This is a genomic window from Desmonostoc muscorum LEGE 12446, assembly GCF_015207005.2.
GTDB lineage: Bacteria > Cyanobacteriota > Cyanobacteriia > Cyanobacteriales > Nostocaceae > Nostoc > Nostoc muscorum.
Map to the genome: position 1 here is coordinate 2,490,338 of NZ_JADEXS020000001.1, position 20,275 is coordinate 2,510,612.

The 20,275-nt window shown below is 41.4% G+C and carries 19 protein-coding genes and 2 pseudogenes; 6 read left to right on the forward strand and 15 right to left on the reverse strand.

The window, feature by feature from the left end; genetic code table 11:
• Nucleotides 1-178: 178 nt before the first annotated feature.
• On the forward strand, nucleotides 179-709 hold the full coding sequence (locus tag IQ276_RS10755) for an orange carotenoid protein N-terminal domain-containing protein (RefSeq protein ID WP_190878125.1): 531 nt from the start codon (nucleotides 179-181) through the stop codon (nucleotides 707-709).
• Between the two features lie 263 nt (nucleotides 710-972).
• Here IQ276_RS10755 and IQ276_RS10760 read toward each other — a convergent pair whose 3' ends face one another.
• The 4 genes from IQ276_RS10760 to IQ276_RS10775 form a co-directional block, all read right to left on the reverse strand.
• Entirely contained in the window at nucleotides 973-1,737 is a 765-nt protein-coding gene (locus tag IQ276_RS10760; protein WP_228043168.1) for an ABC transporter ATP-binding protein, read from the reverse strand.
• A gap of 102 nt (nucleotides 1,738-1,839) precedes the next feature.
• Nucleotides 1,840-2,235 (reverse strand): hypothetical protein, encoded by a 396-nt coding sequence (locus IQ276_RS10765; protein ID WP_228043167.1) that lies wholly within the window; start codon nucleotides 2,233-2,235, stop codon nucleotides 1,840-1,842.
• Between the two features lie 36 nt (nucleotides 2,236-2,271).
• Nucleotides 2,272-3,255 carry a hypothetical protein gene (locus IQ276_RS10770; RefSeq protein ID WP_228043166.1) on the reverse strand — a complete coding sequence of 328 codons (984 nt, stop codon included), beginning with the start codon at nucleotides 3,253-3,255 and terminating at the stop codon, nucleotides 2,272-2,274.
• A complete protein-coding gene (locus IQ276_RS10775) occupies nucleotides 3,252-3,560 on the reverse strand; it encodes a hypothetical protein (protein WP_228043165.1) in 309 nt (102 codons plus the stop codon). Before IQ276_RS10775 ends, IQ276_RS10770 begins: the two co-directional genes overlap by 4 nt.
• 1 nt (nucleotide 3,561) lies before the next feature.
• Here IQ276_RS10775 and IQ276_RS10780 point away from each other — a divergent pair, with 1 nt between their 5' ends.
• Nucleotides 3,562-3,882, forward strand: a complete 321-nt coding sequence (locus IQ276_RS10780; protein WP_228043164.1) for an endonuclease domain-containing protein — start codon at nucleotides 3,562-3,564, stop codon at nucleotides 3,880-3,882.
• A gap of 451 nt (nucleotides 3,883-4,333) precedes the next feature.
• On the opposite strand, the gene IQ276_RS10785 is transcribed toward IQ276_RS10780, so the two are convergent.
• The 6 genes from IQ276_RS10785 to IQ276_RS10810 all read right to left on the reverse strand — a co-directional run bounded on the left by IQ276_RS10785 (nucleotide 4,334) and on the right by IQ276_RS10810 (nucleotide 12,325).
• Entirely contained in the window at nucleotides 4,334-4,498 is a 165-nt protein-coding gene (locus IQ276_RS10785; RefSeq protein ID WP_235115580.1) for a hypothetical protein, read from the reverse strand.
• A gap of 346 nt (nucleotides 4,499-4,844) precedes the next feature.
• Nucleotides 4,845-6,062 carry an ABC transporter permease gene (locus IQ276_RS10790; protein WP_190878129.1) on the reverse strand — a complete coding sequence of 406 codons (1,218 nt, stop codon included), beginning with the start codon at nucleotides 6,060-6,062 and terminating at the stop codon, nucleotides 4,845-4,847.
• Nucleotides 6,063-6,200: 138 nt separating this feature from the next.
• Nucleotides 6,201-7,670 carry an efflux RND transporter periplasmic adaptor subunit gene (locus IQ276_RS10795; RefSeq protein ID WP_193917632.1) on the reverse strand — a complete coding sequence of 490 codons (1,470 nt, stop codon included), beginning with the start codon at nucleotides 7,668-7,670 and terminating at the stop codon, nucleotides 6,201-6,203.
• A 260-nt stretch (nucleotides 7,671-7,930) separates the two neighbouring features.
• Nucleotides 7,931-8,572: a Uma2 family endonuclease gene (locus IQ276_RS10800; RefSeq protein ID WP_193917634.1), complete on the reverse strand. Its 642-nt coding sequence runs from the start codon at nucleotides 8,570-8,572 to the stop codon at nucleotides 7,931-7,933.
• 495 nt (nucleotides 8,573-9,067) lie between these two features.
• Nucleotides 9,068-9,517 carry a response regulator gene (locus IQ276_RS10805; RefSeq protein ID WP_193917636.1) on the reverse strand — a complete coding sequence of 150 codons (450 nt, stop codon included), beginning with the start codon at nucleotides 9,515-9,517 and terminating at the stop codon, nucleotides 9,068-9,070.
• Nucleotides 9,518-10,012: 495 nt separating this feature from the next.
• Nucleotides 10,013-12,325 carry an NACHT domain-containing protein gene (locus IQ276_RS10810; protein ID WP_193917638.1) on the reverse strand — a complete coding sequence of 771 codons (2,313 nt, stop codon included), beginning with the start codon at nucleotides 12,323-12,325 and terminating at the stop codon, nucleotides 10,013-10,015.
• Between the two features lie 408 nt (nucleotides 12,326-12,733).
• Here IQ276_RS10810 and IQ276_RS10815 point away from each other — a divergent pair, with 408 nt between their 5' ends.
• Nucleotides 12,734-13,138, forward strand: a complete 405-nt coding sequence (locus tag IQ276_RS10815; RefSeq protein ID WP_193917640.1) for a DUF3775 domain-containing protein — start codon at nucleotides 12,734-12,736, stop codon at nucleotides 13,136-13,138.
• A 652-nt stretch (nucleotides 13,139-13,790) separates the two neighbouring features.
• Here IQ276_RS10815 and IQ276_RS10820 read toward each other — a convergent pair.
• Nucleotides 13,791-14,185 (reverse strand): annotated as a pseudogene (locus tag IQ276_RS10820) (fasciclin domain-containing protein).
• A 236-nt stretch (nucleotides 14,186-14,421) separates the two neighbouring features.
• Here IQ276_RS10820 and IQ276_RS10825 point away from each other — a divergent pair.
• Nucleotides 14,422-14,625 (forward strand): hypothetical protein, encoded by a 204-nt coding sequence (locus tag IQ276_RS10825; protein WP_193917642.1) that lies wholly within the window; start codon nucleotides 14,422-14,424, stop codon nucleotides 14,623-14,625.
• Nucleotides 14,626-14,665: 40 nt separating this feature from the next.
• Here IQ276_RS10825 and IQ276_RS10830 read toward each other — a convergent pair whose 3' ends face one another.
• From IQ276_RS10830 to IQ276_RS10840, 3 genes are all read right to left on the reverse strand, one after another.
• Nucleotides 14,666-15,274, reverse strand: coding sequence for a hypothetical protein (locus IQ276_RS10830; protein WP_193917644.1), 609 nt, complete (start codon nucleotides 15,272-15,274; stop codon nucleotides 14,666-14,668).
• A 45-nt stretch (nucleotides 15,275-15,319) separates the two neighbouring features.
• The gene (locus tag IQ276_RS10835; RefSeq protein ID WP_193917646.1) at nucleotides 15,320-16,345 is read right to left on the reverse strand and encodes a glucokinase; all 1,026 of its coding nucleotides are present in this window, start codon (nucleotides 16,343-16,345) and stop codon (nucleotides 15,320-15,322) included.
• Between the two features lie 84 nt (nucleotides 16,346-16,429).
• Nucleotides 16,430-17,077, reverse strand: a complete 648-nt coding sequence (locus tag IQ276_RS10840; RefSeq protein ID WP_190878145.1) for a histidine phosphatase family protein — start codon at nucleotides 17,075-17,077, stop codon at nucleotides 16,430-16,432.
• A 243-nt stretch (nucleotides 17,078-17,320) separates the two neighbouring features.
• On the opposite strand from IQ276_RS10840, the pseudogene IQ276_RS10845 reads away from it, so the two are divergent.
• Nucleotides 17,321-18,309: pseudogene (locus IQ276_RS10845) on the forward strand (IS630 family transposase).
• Nucleotides 18,310-18,385: 76 nt separating this feature from the next.
• A complete protein-coding gene (locus IQ276_RS10850; protein ID WP_235115581.1) occupies nucleotides 18,386-18,979 on the forward strand; it encodes a 3'-5' exonuclease in 594 nt (197 codons plus the stop codon).
• 362 nt (nucleotides 18,980-19,341) lie between these two features.
• On the opposite strand, the gene IQ276_RS10855 is transcribed toward IQ276_RS10850, so the two are convergent.
• Nucleotides 19,342-20,274 (reverse strand): serine hydrolase, encoded by a 933-nt coding sequence (locus tag IQ276_RS10855; protein WP_193922307.1) that lies wholly within the window; start codon nucleotides 20,272-20,274, stop codon nucleotides 19,342-19,344.
• Between the last annotated feature and the right edge of the window lies 1 nt (nucleotide 20,275).

The following is a 20,275-nucleotide window of genomic DNA, read 5'->3' on the forward strand; positions in this document are numbered from 1 at the left end:
CATAGCAAAGGAATTCGCTACTTTCTTGCTTCCTTGCGAGAGATTTTTACCTCTATTAAAAGGTAGATTAATGCTGCATTTACCAATTAATTTAACTCTTTCTATTGATAGTAGAATCTGATTCTCAAACTCTGGTAACTCTTAGTTTGGCCTGCTTAAATTACCTTGGAGACAAATTATGACTGCTAGTTACGATAAAACTATTTCTCAAGCTCAAAGCAATGAAACTCAAAAACTGGTAGATGCGTTTAACAAATTAGATACTGATGCCAAATTAGCTTGGTTCTATTTTGTTTATAAAAAAATGGGTGATTCCATTACTCCAGCTGCTCCCGCTGCGACCGATCCAGAATTAGCACCACTTCTGCTAGGAGATTATTTTGATTTATCAGATGACGAGCAATTGGCAATCATGCGGGATATAGTTAACCGCAAAGATACAGAATATTCCCGCGCTTATGGGGCGATTAAAGAAAACAATCAGCTGTTAGTTTGGTATGCTTGGGCAGTAGCTATGGGGAATCAAGTGGTTGGGTTACCAGGTAGCTACAAGCCAAGTAAGGCGATTAATGATTTGCTTTCTGAAATTGAAGGACTGGATTTTGATGAGCAAATTTCGGTGTTTCGGACAATAGCTGGTGAAATGGGTTACACCGATGTGAAGCCAATTGAGACACAAGCACAAACTGGTAAAACGGCGAGTTTATAATTAGCTGTGGCGACTAGAAGTCGCGGTTCATATCCCATCGTAGGCCACCACAGCTGTGCAGTGGTGTCAACTTAAGCTTTAACGCTTGTCCCACATACGCTTTACCCTACCCCCAACCCTAATACTGTTCGGTTAAGACAAGAGACGCGATGAATCGCCGTCTCTACAATAATCAGTCTTTTGTAGAGACGGCGATTTACCCTTGTCTTTGGAATTTAGAATTTTAATCAAAAAACCTTAACCGAACCGTATTGCCTAATAACCTATGAGACAGCTAACTGATGCAAGTCAGATGGTGTCAGGTTGGAGTGTACCACTTGACCATCACGGAACCAAACGATGCGCTGGGTTTGACGGGCTACTTCTGGTTCATGGGTTACCATGACAACGGTGATTCCACTGGCGTTGAGTTCGCCAAAGATGTCTAAGACTTCTTGGGTCGTGCGCGAATCAAGTGCGCCAGTGGGTTCATCGGCTAGGAGGACTACGGGACGATTGACAATGGCACGAGCGATCGCTACTCTTTGTTGTTGTCCCCCAGATAGCTGAGTTGGTTTGTTGTTGAGGCGATTTGCTAAACCGACTCGTGTCAGTGCTTCGGTGGCGCGATCGCTTCTTTCTTTGGGATTTACACTAGCATACACCATCGGCAGCATCACGTTTTCTAATGCTGTGAGTTGGGGCAATAAGTGGAATTGTTGGAACACAAATCCCAGCTTTTTGTTACGAATGTGTGCTAAGGATTTATCATCCATTTGCGCCACATCAATATTATCTAAGTAATAATGTCCGCCTGTGGGTCGGTCTAGACAGCCGATAATATTCATGGCTGTAGATTTACCTGAACCAGAAGGCCCCATAATTGAACAATATTCGCCTTCGTGGATAGTCAAATTTACATCGTTGAGGGCTTTGACTTCGGTTTCGCCACTGCCGTAGATTTTATATATATTTTCTAGGCGAATGATTGTTGATTTTGGTACAGGATTGGGAACCAGAGAATCCGTAATTGAAATAGTGTTTGCCATAAGGATTTTTGTTATCAATTGTAGAGACGCGATTCATCGCGTCTTTATCCAGTCAAAGACGCGATGAATCGCGTCTCTACAAGAGTTGTATCATTTGTGTATTTACTTGTTATCTCTAGGATAATATTGGCGCTTAGTTATCAGCAAACCTATGCCAATAAAAAACAATGTAGCTAAAACACTCAAGAATAAAGATGCGTAAAACGGATGGGGTGGATTGTTGGGAGATATCGCGGTTAGGGGTTGGTTGATTTTGTCGATGTGTTGGACGATGACGCCGGAGATAATCGCACCACCGCCAAAGCCGATGCCTAGTACTTGGATGGTATTGTTTAAAGTGCGATCGCTTTCTGCTTGTTCTATTTCTACTATGCCGCGAATTGAGTCTATTGCTCTACCCAGCAACTCGGAACCGTGACGAAAATAACCTAAGTCGGCGTTGATTTGTTGTTGGAAGAAAGGGCTATTTTTTTGATTGAAGTTTTCTAAAAAACTCATATCTTCACCTATTATAGCATGAATCTTCTGTGACCTCTACTGGTAATTATAAGCATTAATGGCGATGGTATTTTGGTATTCTTCAAAGTTTCGCAACAGGCGGCTATATGTTAGTACTAGCTGGGGTAAAGTTTTTAATTGGTTTTTTAAGTCAGTTAAATTAGCTACACCAATAAATTTTTGTTCGCCGACTTTAGGAACTTTATCAATCTCTGCTTCTATTTGCAGATAAGCTGCATCTAGTTGCTTATAAATTTCTCGGCTATCTTTATAAGCTTTGACAACTTTGGTGCGGAAGAAAAATAAATCTAATAACTCTTGATAGCATTGGTTAAATTTAATATCAGCTTGTTCATCGGCAAATAACCAAATCAGCACATGCTGATAGTTAGATATTTGGCTAAATAAACCATATTCAAAAATCGGACTCCCAAATAATTCACCTTGGCGATTGAATGGCGGTTGTTTTTGGCTATCTGGGAAAACTGCTGTTAAACATTCTTGGGCTATTTCTTTAGCATTTTGTTTATCTTTTGCGCCTGTTAACCAAGCGGTAATCAGCAGAGTTTGTCCAAAAAAAAGCGGATGTTCTTTGAAAGTGAGACAGTTATTTTGATTTAACTGACTTAAAAAAGTAATATCTACATCTGGTGTTGGAATATTATTTTGTTTTTCAGGACGACGGAAATTTAGCCACAAACTGTAGCTGTCATAAATCCGCAATGGATGAGCAAAACCTTTAATTAGTACATCTTGAGTTTGGTCTAGGGGAACTTTACCCGCAAATGATATTGCATAATTATCATCAATAACTTCTGCATCTGTGAGCAAATATACACGAGGGCTTTTAGGTTCTTTGTTTTCGTCTATATGCTGGCTCAGATCCAAGTTTTGATGTAAGGTTGTGTCAACTATTGCATCACCAGTTTTCCAGATAAAGTTTTTATTAACCGATGGATCGTTTGAGTTTTTGTCAAGTTGAAAAGCAAAGAGATGAACGTTAGGTGCATATATTTTCATGGTTGGTTTTGCCCAGGTGCAACTGTCTTTCTATCTTGCAACTTTTGCAGTTCATCTTGCAAAACTCGGTAGCGATTTTGTGGGGTATTTTCTTGAGATTCTGGCTGAGTTTTACTGACTTTCTCAATTTCTCTTTCTTCAAGTAATACAGCATCTCTCACATCTTCGTGATTGATGTACCAGTTGCGAATTGCTTCTGCTAGTTCCTGGGAATAATAAGCAGAGTCCAGGGATATGAAAACGCTGATGACAAAGCTGTATAACCAAACCTCAGAAAAGCAAAAACGGTAAACTCTCAGAAACAATATGCCCCCATGTGAAAAAATAGTTTGGGCAAAACTTAGAAATCAACAAATTGAAAGCTGTAAATTTCGCAGACAATACAGTATTGACAGATTTGTAGTGGATTTTTATTCTTCGGAATTGAGACTTGCCATAGAAATTGATGGTGATAGTCACTATCAAGATGGAGTTCCAGAATATGACCGCGATCGCCAAGCTTTTTTGGAATCAAAAGGTACGAGGTTTTTGAGATTTACGAATCAAGAAGTTTATCAAGATATTGATGGTGTGGTGGAGAAGATTAGGGAAGTTATTTGTAGGTTGAGGGAAGTTACCCCACCCTAACCCTCCCCTTATAAAGGGGAGGGAACTAGATTCTCTTGTTTCCCCCCTTTCCAAGGCAGGGCTGTTTCATTCCATTTCAAACAGGATTTGTCAAGATGGTTAGCGAGAAAATTGTAAGTAAGGGTGACGATGAGATGAACATTTAAACATTGAAATATCAGTAAAATAGTTCATTTTCTGGGCACGCTGGTAACAAAATAACTAATTTTTAATTGCTAGAACCCTTGATTTTTAAAGCTCTTTGGGGAATGAAACAGCCCTGCTTTCCAAGGGGGGATTAAGGGGGGTAATTCAACTTGTGTATACACCGCTTATAAAGGGGAGGGAACAAGATTCTCTTGTTTCCCCCCTTTCCAAGGGGGGATTAAGGGGGGTAATTCAACTTGTGTATACACCGCCGTAGCCTTTATAAGAGGAGGGAACTAGATGTTCTAGTTTCCCCTTTCTAATGTTATTTTGGAGTTCGCATTTGCTGATTCGGCGTTCGCATTTGTTGATTCGGAGTTCGCATTTGTTGATTCGGAGTTCGCATTTGTTGATTCGGAGTTCGCATTTGTTGATTTAGCGTTCGCATTTGTTGATTCGGAGTTCGCATTTGTTGATTTAGCGTTCGCATTTGCTGATTGCACTCATTCTCAAAGAACAAATCGATATAAAAATGAGTAAAAATACAGATAAACTCGTAATTATTTCGTTGAAGTTTTAATGAAATAAATCCACAAAACTACCCATCTCAGGCAAAAGGATACTCCACTATAGCAATCCGATTTGATTTCTGAATGACTTGTAGAGGTAAGGGACTGGGGATTGGGGACTGGGGACTGGGAAGGAGCAATAAAGGTGTACTGAGTTTTGTTCAAAAATCAAATATGAGTCCTATATGTTGAAAAAGGAATTCTTTGCCGGTGCGTTCGGCTAAAGCCATAACGCACCCTACTTCAGATTGACTTTATAAATAGTTTCTAAGCGCTTCTTAATGCAACGATGGGGTCGAGTTTAGCGGCGCGGCGTGCGGGAACGACGCCAAAGAATAAACCTATACCGCCAGAAACACCCACAGCCATAGCGATCGCCATCGTGGAAATTCCTGCATCTAAAGGTGTTAAAGCTCCCACTAACAGAATACCACTGACACCAACGGCAGTCCCAACTAAACCGCCAGCTGCGGAAACTATCACTGCTTCAATGATGAACTGTAGCAAAATATCTTGTTCTGTTGCACCGATCGCTTTTCGCAATCCAATTTCTTGGGTGCGTTCGGTGACGGAGACTAGCATAATATTCATAATGCCAATGCCGCCGACAAATAACGATATGCCGGCGATCGCTGCTAGCATAATTGTCAATGCACTTGTAATTTGACCAACAGTTTGCAAAGCATCTTTTTGGGTGCGGAGAGTAAAGTCATCTTCACCATTAATTTTGTGTCGTAGACGCAGCAAATTCGTAATTTGAAACTCTGCTGCATCGACGCTATCACTATCACGAGCAGCGGCGACGAGGTAATCTAAGGCGATACCATAGGGAGAATTCTTTCCGACAAGGCGGTTTGCAGAGGTTGTAATCGGTATTAAAGCAGCTTCATCATAATCTGCTCCCACGCTGGAACCTTTGGCTGTTAATGTCCCAATCACTTGAAAGCTGGTATTGCCAATTCGCAATTGCTGACCGATGGCGTTATTATTACCAAATAGTTTTTCTGCTAAGTCTGCACCTAATACAACTACTTGGTTGCTTCGCTTGATGTCTACTTCGCTGAAAAACCTGCCTTTCTCAGTTTCAAAATCCCGCACTGATAAAAAGCTGGGAGTTGTGCCAATGATATTAACATCAGTATTTCTGTTACGATAAGTCACCACTTGTCTTCTATTTAACTCTGGTGCAACTCCTATGACTGTTGGCACCTGAGAGGCGATGGCATCGGCATCTTGCAACACCAGAGTTTTTGGCACTTCAAAGGAAATGCGTTGAGTTTCTTGATTTCCTGGAATCACAAACAGCACATTTGGCCCTAGTGATTCCAGTTGTTTATTAACAAACTTTTGCCCACCTTCCCCAATGCCAATCATGGCAATCACTGAGGCGTTGCCAATAACTATACCCAACATCGTCAGGGCGCTACGCAGCTTATTTGATAACAGGGTTTTCCCCGCCATTTGGACACTTTCTAAAAAATTCATGCCTATTTTGGATTAAAAGGACTGGGTATTGGGTATTGGGGACTGGGTATTGGGGACTGGGTATTGGGTATTGGGTATTGGGTATTAGGAAAACAGTCCCCAGTCCCCAGTCCCCAGTCCCCAGTCCCCAATTTGAGATTATTTATTTTCCTGTTCTTTAGCCTTTTCGATTTTGTAGTCTTTGGGTGGGTTAACAAAAATGCGATCGCCTTCTTTAACTCCTTCTAAAATCTGCGTTTGATCTTTGATTTGTGCCCCCACTGTGACTTCGCGGAATTGGGGTTTATTGTCTGCATCTGGTACGAGTACGCCAGTTCTACCTTTTTCGGTGACGATGGAAACTGTTGGTAATACTAAGGCATTATTAACGCGATCGCCTAAAAACGTCAGATCCACATTTAAGCCAGAACGCAGTTTATCTATGCCACTATCCAGAGCAACTCGCACCTGGAAGGATGTCACACCTTGTTCAACTACTGCTTCGGGAGCAATCAGGCGCACGCGTCCTTTAAAAATTTGATCGGGATAAGCATCGGCGACAATTTCCACTTGTTGTCCCGGTTTGATTCTGCCAATATCGGCTTCGGGAACTTGAGCTAATATTTCTAAACCCCGTGCTACGGCGACAATTGAACTGGAAGTTGCTGATGCACTGGTAGAAGCAGAAGTTGTGGGCGTGACAAACGCACCAGGATCGGCATACTTTTGGGTGACGATTCCGGAAAGGGGAGCGCGAATAATTGTATCTTCTAACTGCACTTGCACACCTTTCAACTGAGCCTCAGCGGATGCGACAGCTGCTTGACGTGCAGCAATTTCCTCGGAACGGGTGCCATCTTCCAACAGTACTAATGCTGCGCGTGCTTCATTCACAGCTGCTTGACGTTGGGCGATTTCTTCACTGCGAGTCCCACTTTTGACTAACGACAATCGTTTTTTCGCTTCTTCTAAATTGGCTCTGGCGCTTTTGTCTTCGCTGATGGCTTGATCGAGTAGTTGTTTATTTTCTGCGCCTTCTTTATATAGATATTGATAACGCTTGACTTGCTCGGCAGTGTAATTCACCTTTGCCTGAGCTGCATCCACTTGGGACTGAGATTGGGCAATTTCTTGGGGACGATTACCCGCACGGGCTTGGGCTAGCTGGGCTTGGGCTTGGGCTAATCGCGCTCTAGCTTGAGCAATTTCTTGAGGACGACTACCAGCAAGGGCTTCGGCTAACTGTGCCTGACTTTGCGCTAAGTTGGCAAGATACTGGCTTTTTTGGGCATCAATGCTGGCGCTATCCATACGGGCGAGTATTTGCCCTTTTTGAATGCGATCGCCTTGTTCAACGTACAATTGCGACAGCACACCAGGATTCTTGGGACTAATATTCACACTCTGCACTGGTACGACTTTACCACTAGCCGTTATCCGCAACGTAACGTTTTGGGCTGCAACTGGGACAGTTAGGCGATCGATGTCTTGTTCCTTTGTCCCTTGAGTGATCAAATTATAATTTAGGACTGTACCAACAACCAAGGCACCCCCTGCCATCAGCCCAATCAGCCAGCGTAATGGATACTTAACTTTGCCGATAACTGGAATTTCTATGTGCGTAACCATATTATAGAAACCTGTAAATATTGCTGTATGGGAGTAGCCTTTAGTTAGAGGACAAGTGCAGAATACCGAGTTTTTAAAGTTTTGGGATTAAATTTTTATAAATCAACTGAACAACCAGACGCATGATTAGCTTCATAGTTGCTTAATCTTCCTTCATACTAGGCATTAGTATATCTGTATGCCTTCACCTGAATGGGTGACTTTAGCCACATTGGCAGATATTATTTCGCCAGATGATACACATTTGATTTTCAAGAGGATTATTTTTGAAACTCAGTTAATAACCAAGCACCAACTTGACTTTGATTCATTTGACGAGTTCGCCGTAATGCTTCGTTTAATAAAGAAATAGCTAATCCTGGTAATACCTGAGATTCAGTAATTCGCCGACTACCTTGGTTTTCAATTGCAAAGGTCATAATTTGCACATTCTGAACATCTAAAATCCAGTATTCTTTCACTCCTAAATCTTCGTACAACAGCCGTTTTTCGCCGCGATCGTCAGCAAGTGAAGTATTGGCAACTTCAATGACTAAATCTGGTGCTGGATAGATATCTAAGTTAATAATAGAAGTGCCGTAGGGAATAACATCAGCGTTCTCGCCAATGTAGTAAGATACATCAGGTTGAGCTTCATTAAAGCCTGTTTTTCGATATGTACAATTATCCTTGCCATTTAGAGCAATGTCTTTGATGGTGGCAAACAAGTTAACAGCAAACAGAATAATAGTATGGTCGCTGGCGTGGTCATTTCCGATTGGTGGCATTTCAATCCTCATGTATCCATTGTGGTAGTAGCCCTTAGCTTTTTCGTAGGCAGGATTTTCAATTATTTGGATATATTCATTCCAAGTTACTGCTATCCAGGTATCAGTTACTAGTTGTGTTTGTAATTCGCTCATAATATTGCTAAAGGAGAACTTTAACAACGATCATACAAGTTTTATTTTCCAGCACTAAGCTGACACTAAAGCTTTATAGCGGTTCTCGTTTACGTGAGGTACACCCGTAAGGGCACGGCAGTGCCGTGCCCCTACACCTTGCGATATAACGTTGTACCGCATATGAATGGGAACCGCTATAAGGGACTTCCAAAAAATAAACTATCCCAAATTATTTGTACATTTGTAGGGGCGCATAGCTATGCGCCCCTACGACGGGATATTTTTTTAACTGGAAGTCCCTAACCTGAAGGATTTGAAACCCAGGTCGGTGGGTAAAGTTTCGTGTAGACGCGGTTTCTAACCGCCCGTTTCGCGTTAAGTTGACAGCTATACACAGCTGTGCTGCCCTACAATGTGGTCTATTTACCTGAAAATTGCTGTAACTTGTACATTTACCTAATCGCTGATGAGTGTCAACCGTCAAGGGATATCAATTTTTGCAGATGTCTACTGTCAAGCTACTACACCGTGGCGAAGATTTTGCGCTACCTCACCCTGTATGAGATTTTTAATCATGGAAACCAATTCGTCAAGGTCGAATGGTTTAAGTAAATATTCTTCAAAGTCTACATCTGGGATTTGATCGTGAGTACCTGTGGTGCATGTTGAAGTCACAATGATTGGGATATGATTACCATTGTCTGCTTCCATAGCACTCAATATATCTAGCAGTGTATAAACGCTTTCACCTAAGAATCTAATTTCACACACCAGAATGTTGGGCTTAAACCAACTGAGAATTTCTAAAGCTTCCTTTACGGAGCTAGCGGTAATCACGTTTGCGCTCAGGTCATTGAGCAAAAAAGTGTACAAATCTCTACTATCGCGATCGTTGTCTACAACGAGTACTCGTACACCTTTGAGTATCCCAAGTGTTAAGCAATAGCTATTGATTAAATTCATAATTAAGACCTGCAATTAGGATTTTAAATGCAAAGTGGACTGAAAAATCCGTAGCCTTAAAAAGGTGAGACAACCGGATAGGTCAAATAAAAAGTACAGAGAACTACTAGATGCCTACAATTAATTGGTTCTGTTCATTTACTATCAGCGGGTATTGTTTGATTTGCTAAATGAGTTGATTAATTACGACACAAAACGTAATAAAACTTTTCAAATAAGGGTATACACAACAGTTTTCTGGATCTATTTCATCAATTTCTACTGCCTGAAAGCTCTGTTATGGGGGTTCCCGTTCAGATGCGGTACAACATGATATCGGGAGGTGTAAGGGCACGGCAGTGCCGTGCCCCTACAGGTGTACCTTATTAGGCCAGGAAACGCTATATATAAACTTGGTGTTCTTTGATTTTGTGAATGAGTTGATTAACTACGATATAAAATGTAGTCACAATCATTTTTGCAATACAAACCTCTTTGGGGACTTAAGCAAGAAAACTATTGCCATTCCCTGTCTTCAATTTCCTTTTGAGGCAACAATAAGGTGGCTTCAATTTCCTCTCTGATCGCAGGCGTCACTTCACAATTGCTATGCAAGCAATCAAGTAATAATTGATTGGCATCATAGTAGCGTTGCAAAACTTGCTGTTGTTCAGCGCTAAATTGCCACTGATGGTTGATGTTGCGATAATTAACGATCGTCATCTTTAACTGTTCAGCCCAAGCTGAATAGTTTGTCTGCCACCATAGCTGAAACCGTTCTTGACTTTGACGACAATTTGGAAATTGGTCGGAGAGTTGTTGCAGAGATTTATAAAGTCCAACATCCAAAACAATGCCTAAAATATTCGAGAGAGCATCTCCGCAGGCGTGGATGTGGGCAAAGTCTTGGCTACCATCAATTGCACACTCCAGTAGTAGGTTATCTAATGCCGCATCTAGAAACATCCCCTGGTCCAGGCTGCTGGCTAGGGCAAAGTGAGAAGCTATGTGAGGAGTCCGAGTTAAGGCAAGGTAAAATGCTCGAACTGTCGCATCTTTTGGTTGGGTTGGAATAGTGCGGGACTTTTGGCTAGCCCAGGTCAAAAACTCTTGTAAATAAGGATCTTCGCCAACCAGTGCATCAATCTGTTGCTTCATCAACTGTACCAGAGAGTCTGCACTCCGGAGCATGGTAGCGGTTAACAAGAAGATTTCCCGCCAATGTGGGTCAGTGATATGACTGACCAAACCTCCCAGGGCTTGCTCTAATGCCTGTAGGTTATGGCTGGCAACGATTTTCCTTGCTGTGAAGTATTCTTGAAAAGCCAGATAGGAGAAGGAAAAAATTCCCCGCGCCCGTTCTGCTAGTAACCCATGTTGAGCTTCGATCGCTTTAAGTGCTGCTTCGCTTTCTATTTGTAGTTCTTCTGCATCCATCGGCACTTTAGTCAAATTCTGAATATAGTCACCGATGTATTGCTCAACGACGCGTTGCTCAAAAAAGTACTGACCTTGCTCAAATGTCGCTGCTGCAATCTGACTTAACAATTTGAGCTTTTGTGGTAATAAAAACCCCCGGTAAACGTTATCCCGTTCAATACCTCTGGCTTCATCCCATTTACCCAACAGCAGGTCTAAACCTTGTTTATAAAAGTCAGTGCGCTTAGTGGGAAATTTTTCTTGACCGTGGAACACCCAGCAGGCAAGATGCAGAAATAGGGGTGTGATGACTAGTTGGCGAAATTGCCAGTTTTCAGCTAAGTCCAGCTTTTGAATAAACTCAACGGACTGTGCCTGACCATCTTCAGTGTTAGTTTTGCTAAAGGCCACAAACCATTTTTGAGCAAAGGCGATGATTTGTTCTGAGGTAAATGGGGCAATTTCAACATCGGTAAAGCCCCGGAGTCTGAGTCTTTGAGCTGCTGTTCGACAGGTAGCCACCAACTGATTTTTGTGATACTTCTCTGAAAATCTGCGAATTTCGCCTAAGACAGCATTGCTTTGTTGGTTAACAACTTCATCCATGCCATCAAGCAATAGTAATACTCTGCCTGCGTTTAGCAAGGTTTCTATGACTGAGGGATCGTAAATTCCAGATGTGAGAAACTCCTGGCGGATGTAGTTTAATAGGCTGAACTGGTTGTTAATCTTAGACTCTTGGGCAAAATTCCTCAGTGTGATGAAGATTGGCACTTGATTCCCGGCAAATGCGCCTTGGTTACACTGAATGGCAAGATGTTGCAAAAAGGTGGTTTTACCTACTCCTGGTTTACCTAGCACCCTGAGTTTGGAATGTGTTTCAACTGCCTGTGTACCAGGTATCTGATTCTGGTTAGCTTCACCTAAGCCAAAACGGTCAAATTCTTTGGGATCGAGGTTTTGCAGTTCAGTGATTTCTAAGTATTGTTGACTGGCTATTTCCTCCAAAATATTCACATCTATATATATGTCATCGATCGCAACAGGACGGCTGATATCCAATAACTGCAAGATACCACACTGGTCTTGAATTTTCTCGAAGCGTTGCGATCGCACTTGTCGCACTAATGCATCAATATCTAAAACAGGGGGCTGGATATATTCTTCCAGCTCTAAGAATTCTGCCGGAGGATTAATCGCAATCTGCCGCCAATTCAGTTCCAACACCATACAAATTTCAATAAAGGTATGACGCTCAACGGCACGACCACTGAAAAACCGCCAAATTGGTTGTCTAGTTTTGAGGTTGACTTCTGCTGCTAGATTGTCTTGTGTCCAACCCTTGCGACCAAAGGCTGTTCTAGCCTGTTGAATTCCAGTGAGTGATGCTTGGAGCGATCGCTTGACCATAGGACAAAAACCCTGCTCCTCAAATCATGAACTTAAACTTTAAACTTTTATTAATATCTCGAATCTTATAGTTTTTACTCTGCTGTCACAATTCTAATCTTTTAAACTTATACAAAACCTAACACATACTCTGATTTTTTTTAACTTTTGTGACAAAATCAAACGTTATACATTGATCTTATATATTTCAGTCCTTTCGCAATACGTGAATTCAAACACTGATCTGTAATGCTTAAGTACAGAATGCAGGGTTACTTACTAACTACTTGCTTGATTATTAATCATAGTTGCATTACATAGATATTATCTGAGTATATCTTTCTATTCAGAAAGTTTTGGTCACAGAAATTGTTAATTTATCTCTAGTGATAAATTTCTGCTGATTGACTCAAACCCTAACATAAAAATATGATCTTATTGTCAATTAACAAAATATCGAAAGTTATTGAAACTGCTGAATTAATCTATGGAACAAGGGGAACTGCGATCGTAAATCGACCAGAAACATTTATAGATAAATTGTCTAATTATTTAGAGGATTTCAACATGACAGGAAGATGTTCAGTCAACATACTACATAAATATATTGACGAATTATCCCAGGAACAAAAAGCAGAGATAATAGCCTTAATGTGGCTTGGTCGGTCTCTATCAGATCAAGCACCAGAAGACTTCCCCAATTTGGTGAAACAAGTAGTAGAGCTTATCCCTAAAAATTATGCAACAAATTACATTATCGAAAAACCGCTTTTAGCCAAATATCTGCGAATTGGGCTGCAAAAACTAAATATTTGTCCTTCTATTTCATCCTGAAATTAAAATCTGCTGTATCAGATTTCAAGTTTGTGAAGTACAAAAATACCCCACCCGCGCTGTCGCGCACCCTCCCCTTGGCAAGGGGAGGGTTGGGGAGGGGTGTACTTGATTTACTTGCAAAGCGCTGTATATAGCTAGTTTTTATGTTAAGTATTAAATGAGTAAATTTATTCAGATAATCAAATGCGATCGCCAATAATTTTATAATTTTATCTACTCAAACTACAGTGTTTAGCATTGTTTGATGATTTTATCATAACACTTGAGATAATAGTTTTTACCTAAACAAACAACACACTCAAAGTACAAATTTTTAATATTCGTAATCCGAACAATCTCAACCTAGCGAGTGTAATTGACGCAGCAACAGAGAATTCGATTAGCACAATGAGCAGGCAAATCCAGCATTTGAGGCCAGAGGATGAATTTTGAATCACAGATTAAAGGGTAGTCCCATATAGAGACATTCTTCATTTTTTTGGTCTCGTTTTCTAAACAGGTATTTTCTGATAAGTCAAACAATAGGCCTAAGACTACAGTCCCCTTAGCCCAGTGTTAAGGGAAAGTGAGCAATGTTTCCTAACGTGTATCGTGGTGTATTGCATGGAAACAAGAAGTGATAAACGCTATAATTTTTAGCCCACAGACATTATTCGCTATCTATATGTTTATTTACCGAGGAATCAACAATGATGTGGATGATACCGTTATCATCAACAACATTGGGTCTTGAAACTGTGGGACATAATCTACCTTGAGATTATAGAAAGGATCAATTTTCAAACTTGGACTTTCAAAGGTATTTATTGGCATCAGCTTGCCAGAAACAATGTGATATGTCAAAAGTTCCTGGAGCTTGTTAATATTCTTCAGCAATGTCTCTACAGTACCTGCTGGCAGTTTTGCAAAAGCTTGATCTGTAGGTGCAGATATGATAAACGAGTCAATATCTGTGAGAGTATCTATCAGATTTGCTGCCTTGATTGCATCAACTAAGGCGCTAAAAGAACCAGCGTTAACGGCAGGATCAATAATATCAGCCATTTATTTCACTTGGTTTTATGTAATTTGGTAATTCTTGTTAGCATGACATCCTAGTGTTAGAAATCATGTTTCATAAAGCGGTTGAATAGCGTATAATTTGTATAATACCAGCTAAAAAAAGTTAAATAAATAATCTAGCCAATGTGATTGTCGCTCAGCAGCCAAAGATTCCCCTAGCCCCTCCCCCCTGGAAGTGGGAAATAAGGCAAACGGATCAATTTTTTCTGAAGGTAGAGATGATTTTTATCACAAGGGCGATCGCTCATAATACCAATTCAATTAATGATTGCAACACATCCTTGGGTGAAGTGAAGACGCGATTCATCGCGTCTCTACAAAAAACAAACAATCAATTATTTATAGAGACGGCGATTTATCGCGTCTCTTGCTTTTTGGGAAGGGTTTTTGAGATTTTGGTGGTGGGTTTTATCCACCACTAGAATTTTTTGATTTAGCACCCAGTACCCAATCCCCTTGACTTCACTTTTTCAAAACTATCTGAAAGGAATTTAAATATCCCGTAATAGTTTTAGCTAATGTCTTTTGCTGTTTTTTCGTCGTTATTGCCATTACTTGATATAATCTGCCTTGGGCAACATACATTCTACTTTTAGTGATTTTTCCTCCAGAATTGATATACTCAATTTCTTTGCCGGGATGATTATTTGAACTCCGAATGTTTCGTTGACTAATTAAATTACTTTGCGTAGTTTTCAGAGCCATATCCCGCGCATTATTAAGTACAGCTTGGGGGTCTGTCATTTCTCCATAGCTGTAAGGAAAATCATTGTAAGTAACGATATATGCTACTTCTTGTTTTGGTGGTTGAGCGACAAAAATTTCTAAGTTAATTTCCCCCATGTAAGTTTTTTGGAATTGGGTTTCTCTGTTGGGTCTTCCTGGCATCAAAATACTAAAGCGCCCATCTGGAGCAGTGAATAATTTCCATTGTGGTTGCACAGGTTGAGAAACAGTTGGTTTGGGTTTGACAATGGCCGCCTGAGGTTTGGGTTGACGCGCTTGGACTAAAACAGATCCACCACAGACAAAAGTAAGGGCTATTAATGGCAACAGACTTTTAACTGTCATATTTTTTGCCTTTTGAGATGCTAATCTCACTGATGATGCCAGCTGTTATAACCTAGCAGCACATAAAGCAGCACCTATTAGCCCGACTTGGGAGTTGAGAATAATATACACGGGTATTTCTTCGAGGAGCGATCGCATCCTACCCTTTTGGGTGAAGTTCAATAAGAAATCGCTGTTTTGAATTAATGGCAGAATTTTGGGCGCAATTCCACCAGCGATGTACAAGCCACCGTAAGGTAGGAGTTTGAGGGCGAGATTCCCGGCTTCTGCACCATAAGCGTCTATGAATAATTGCAAGGTTTGTTCGGAGAGGCGATCGCGTTTTTGGAGTGCGGCTGTACCAATGGCAGCACCAGGATCGACGCTTTTCTCTTCCTGTCCGGCTTCTTGTTCCCAAGTTCTGACGATTTGGGCGATGTCTGGTGATTCAGTAGCAAATTTGCGATCGCGCAAAAATTGGTAAATTGCCACAACTCCCATTCCTGAAACCACCCGTTCCACAGAAATGCGCTGGATATCATGTTTACCCAGCAGGTATTTCAACAATTGAAACTCGATTTCGTTACGGGGAGCAAAATCAGCGTGTCCGCCTTCTGAGGGAAAGACTTGATAGTAATTTCCCGTTTTAATTAAAAATCCTTGCCCTAAGCCGGTACCAGCGCCAATAATGGCAACGGGGGCTTCTGGTTGAGATTTACCAGGTTGTAACGTGTGCAAATCTTGTTTTTGTAAACCAAAAATCCCATAGCCGACGGCGGCGAAGTCGTTAATCAAAGAAATGTACGGGATACCCAACTCAAGTTGTAGACGTTCGGTATCCAGGAACCAGACTAAATTTGTCAGCTTAGCAGTATTTTTGACAATGGGACCGGCGATCGCAAAACAAGCTTTATCTGGTAATGGTGTGTTAGCTTTAGCCAAAAACCGTTGCACTATGGGTACTAAATCCGGAAAATCTGCACTGTGGTAACTTTCCTGATAAATAGTGTGTAAGCTTTGCGAATCGGATGTTTCAACCAATCGCAGAATAGTTTTCGTACCGCCGATATCTCCCGCAAGTAACAAAGTCATAGAATTTATTGGGGAATTAATTCTTTTTTTTGGAGGATATACCCAACATAGCGAAAGGTGCGATCGTAAATCCTGATGAAGGATTTAAGCGAATCGAATAACTTCTTCTATGTGAGTTAAATGGGAAGTATCTCCCTTTAGTTCTAATAACCATTCTGGTTCCTGACGCACCACTTTTACCAAAGAACATAAAGAAGCTTTGACTTCGGTTTTGGCAATTTCCCCCACCAACCCCATTGCTGCGCCCAACACAGATGCACCATGCGCTACTAGCAGAATATCCTGTGGGAAGAATTCATTGGCTAGACATCTAGCAGTTTGTCCAGAACGTTCTCGTACTTTTTCGTGAGTTTCAGGATAATTGACGCCGATGCGCGGAGTGTAGCCAATATCAATTCTCTGGAATAATTCTGCTAAGGCTGGAGTTGAGAGTCTTTCAGGTTCTTCTGTCATCCAAGCTGGATTTAGCCATTCACTCAAACCTGTTTCGAGTTTGATTGGTAAGTTGAGAACTTCTGCAACTGCGTTTGCTGTTTGTACGGTTCGCAAGAAGGGAGAAGCAAAAATATGGGCAATCTTTTCTCCTTTTAAGCGCTTTGCTAACTGTTGGGCTTGAACCATACCATCATCAGACAAAGGTGGATCGTAGCGTCTTTCGGCGGTGAGAAACCAATCAGGGTTTACGAAGTCGAGGCGGTTGGCGTGTCTTGCAATCCAGACTATTTGACTCATGGGTTTAAATATTTTGCCGAATGGAATTCGCCGCTAAACAAATATAGATATCTGCAAGCAGGGCTGCAAATATTAATATATGACAAAACTTGTAATAATTTGTAATAATATTACCTATAAAAATCCTATTTGATTTTTGAAAAAGATTACGAGATAATACGGATGGATTGACAAGTGTAAGAGCAGACAATAATAAACCAGCATCTACAATCGGCAATACTAGCTGGAGGAGTGGCAACTCCGATGCCTTCGGCGAGCTTCGCTAACGCTCAGTTACAAGATTTCATAGCAGCTTGTCGTGATGCCCGTGATCTTGAAAAGCTTTGGCAGTTAAATTGATTTACCAAGATTACTTGTACGAAGAAATCCAAGCTATTCTAGATGTGTCTTTAGGCTCGATAACAGGCTGGAAACAAGCCTACGAGCACGATGGAATTAATGGACTGTGCTTGAACTACAAAGGCAGAAAAAGCTACCTGAGTGCTCAACAGCGAGAAGAAGTGTTGAGTTGGCTGCAAACCAAGAACTGCTGGGAACTGGGTGAACTGGAGTACAAATTAGCTTTTGAGTACGACGTAGTTTATGATTCAAAACAAAGTTACTACGACTTATTTGATGCCGCTGACATCAGTTGGAAGAAAACCACAAAGCTGAATCCCAAAGCCGACGAGAATGCTGTTGCAGCAAAAAAAAAGAGATTGAGACATTGCTGGCACATCACCGAGAGGAAATCGAAACAGGAAAGTTGAGAGTACTGCTAATTGATGAATGCCATTTAATGTGGGGAGATTTAAGTGGTTGCGTATGGGGAAAAAGTGACCAAGAAATAGCAGTCCCAGTTGTTAATGAACGAGATAAGCAGACATACTATGGGGCAATTGACTATCTGCAAGGAAAATTAGTTCTCAAAGCTTATGATGCGGGAAATTCAAAAAATACTATTGATTACCTACAATATCTGCTAGCTGACTCTCCCGATCAGCAATTACTAATTTTTTGGGATGGCGCTAGTTACCACCGTTCTAAAGAAGTTCGAGGTTTTTTGTCCGAGGTAAATCTTGGGTTGTCATCTGAACAATGGAAAATACATTGCGAACGCTAAAGCTCCCAATTGCCCAGTACAAAATCCCATTGAAGATATTTGGTTGCAGGCTAAAACATCGGTTCGACGTTTTTGTGCTTTGGTTCCTTCGTTCTCTCATTTAAAGTGGATGTTTGAATGGTTTATCTGACACACTACCTTTGATTTCGCTACTCTCCAGATGTACGGAGTTTTTTCAAAAATAAAATAGGAGTCCTATACCTGATATGAAAACTAAAAGATCCCACTATTATTTGATAGTTGATTTGGAGGCTACATGCTGTGACAGTGGCACTGTTCCCCGTCATCAAATGGAAATCATCGAAATCGGTGCAGTGATGCTCAATCGAGCAACTTGGGAAATTGATTCAGAGTTTCAGCAATTTATCCAACCTGTTAGACATCCACATCTGACAGTTTTTTGCACAGAATTGACTAGTATTCGCCAGCAAGATGTTGATGAAGCACCAAAATTTCTAGAGGCGATTTCTCGCTTTAAAGAATGGATTGATTTATTTCCCAATCATATTTTTTGTTCTTGGGGTAATTACGATAAAAAGCAATTTATTCAAGATTGCGCCTTTCATAATTTTCCTTATCCTTTTAGTTCAGAACACATAAACATCAAAGAGGAATTTTCCGAATACCTTGGCGTGTCTAAAAAATTTGGTATGGCACAAGCTCTCAATGAGTTGGGGATAGAATTGAAAGGCACACATCATCGTGGCATTGATGATGCCCGTAACATTGCATCAATCTACAGACATATGGGGACTGGGGACTGGGGATTGGGGACTGGGAATAAGGAGCCAAAGGGATGAGGGGTAAGGGGGAATATCCAATCCCCAATCCCCATAGGTGTCAACTTAACGTGAAATCCTTGTCAAGACGCGATATTGAGTTCATTCACTTACCATTACTCACCGCGTCACCCCTCCCCTTACCAAGGGGAGGGGTTGGGGGTCTCACAAGTGTAGGTTTTTCACATTCAGTCTGAAAAAGCCCATTTTTTCGTTCCGAAATCTTTCCCCGCGTCTCCCCGTCTTTGCGTCGATCAAAACGCGAAATCTAAAAAACCTACACCTGTCAGGGGTTGGGGGTGGGGTAAAGCGTATGTGGAACAATTGTTTGAGCGGAAGTTGACACCAATATCCAATCCCCAGTCCCCAATCCCCAATCCCTTTTAGAGACTGCTAATTGCTTCTGCAACTAACTTGGAAACAAAGGGCAAAATTTCACGATTCTTAGCCTGGGCTTTGCCTTCAGTAAATACTACTAAAAGGTAGGGGCGCTGGTTTGGTAACTCAATATACGCGGCATCATGGCGAACTTGGCTTGTCCAACCGGCCTTTGACCAAATTTGGGCATCTTTAGTCAGTCCACCGCCCAAAAAACCTGTTACTTGATCTTCCTCGAAATAAGTGGGCAAATCTTGGAGATTGCGTTTGAGTAAAGCCATCATCGCTTGCGATCGCGCACTTGAAACTGCGACTCCACCGATAATACTATGCAGTAGTCTGGCGATCGCATTTGTGGTCAACATATTACGATTGTCCAGTAACTCTCCCACAAACGCCCGCTCCCGTCCATAGGGACCATCACCCCAAGTTTTTTGACAGACGTTAATCGTCTCCATTTCTTCCCATCCCAAGGATTGGTAATAGCGGTTAACGATATTACGCTGATATTTCCAGGTTTCAAATGGGGCTGCTGGTAGTTCTGGGCCTGAGGTGGTGCCACTGAGAATGTCCACAACCAAGCTGGTAGCATCATTACTAGAGTCTACAATCATATCCCGCAAGGCTCGCTCCAACTCCTTAGAAGTTTGGCTCATGCCTTTTTCCAGCCATTCATTTACTGCTACCAAGTAAAATAATTTGACTACACTTGCAGGATAAATCCGTTCAACACCGCGATAATTAAAACCCCGAACTGGGTGATTCCAAAAAGCGTTGGGAGTCAGGGCACCGCCAGTATTTACCGGCACAGGTGGATCGTAAACAACCCAAGTCAAGGCAATTTGATTGCGGGCTAAGGAGGGAAATGCTGCCCAAGTTGCATCTAAAATGCCTAACCCAAGATTTTCGAGTTGTTCGTCTTTATTAAAAAAAATCATT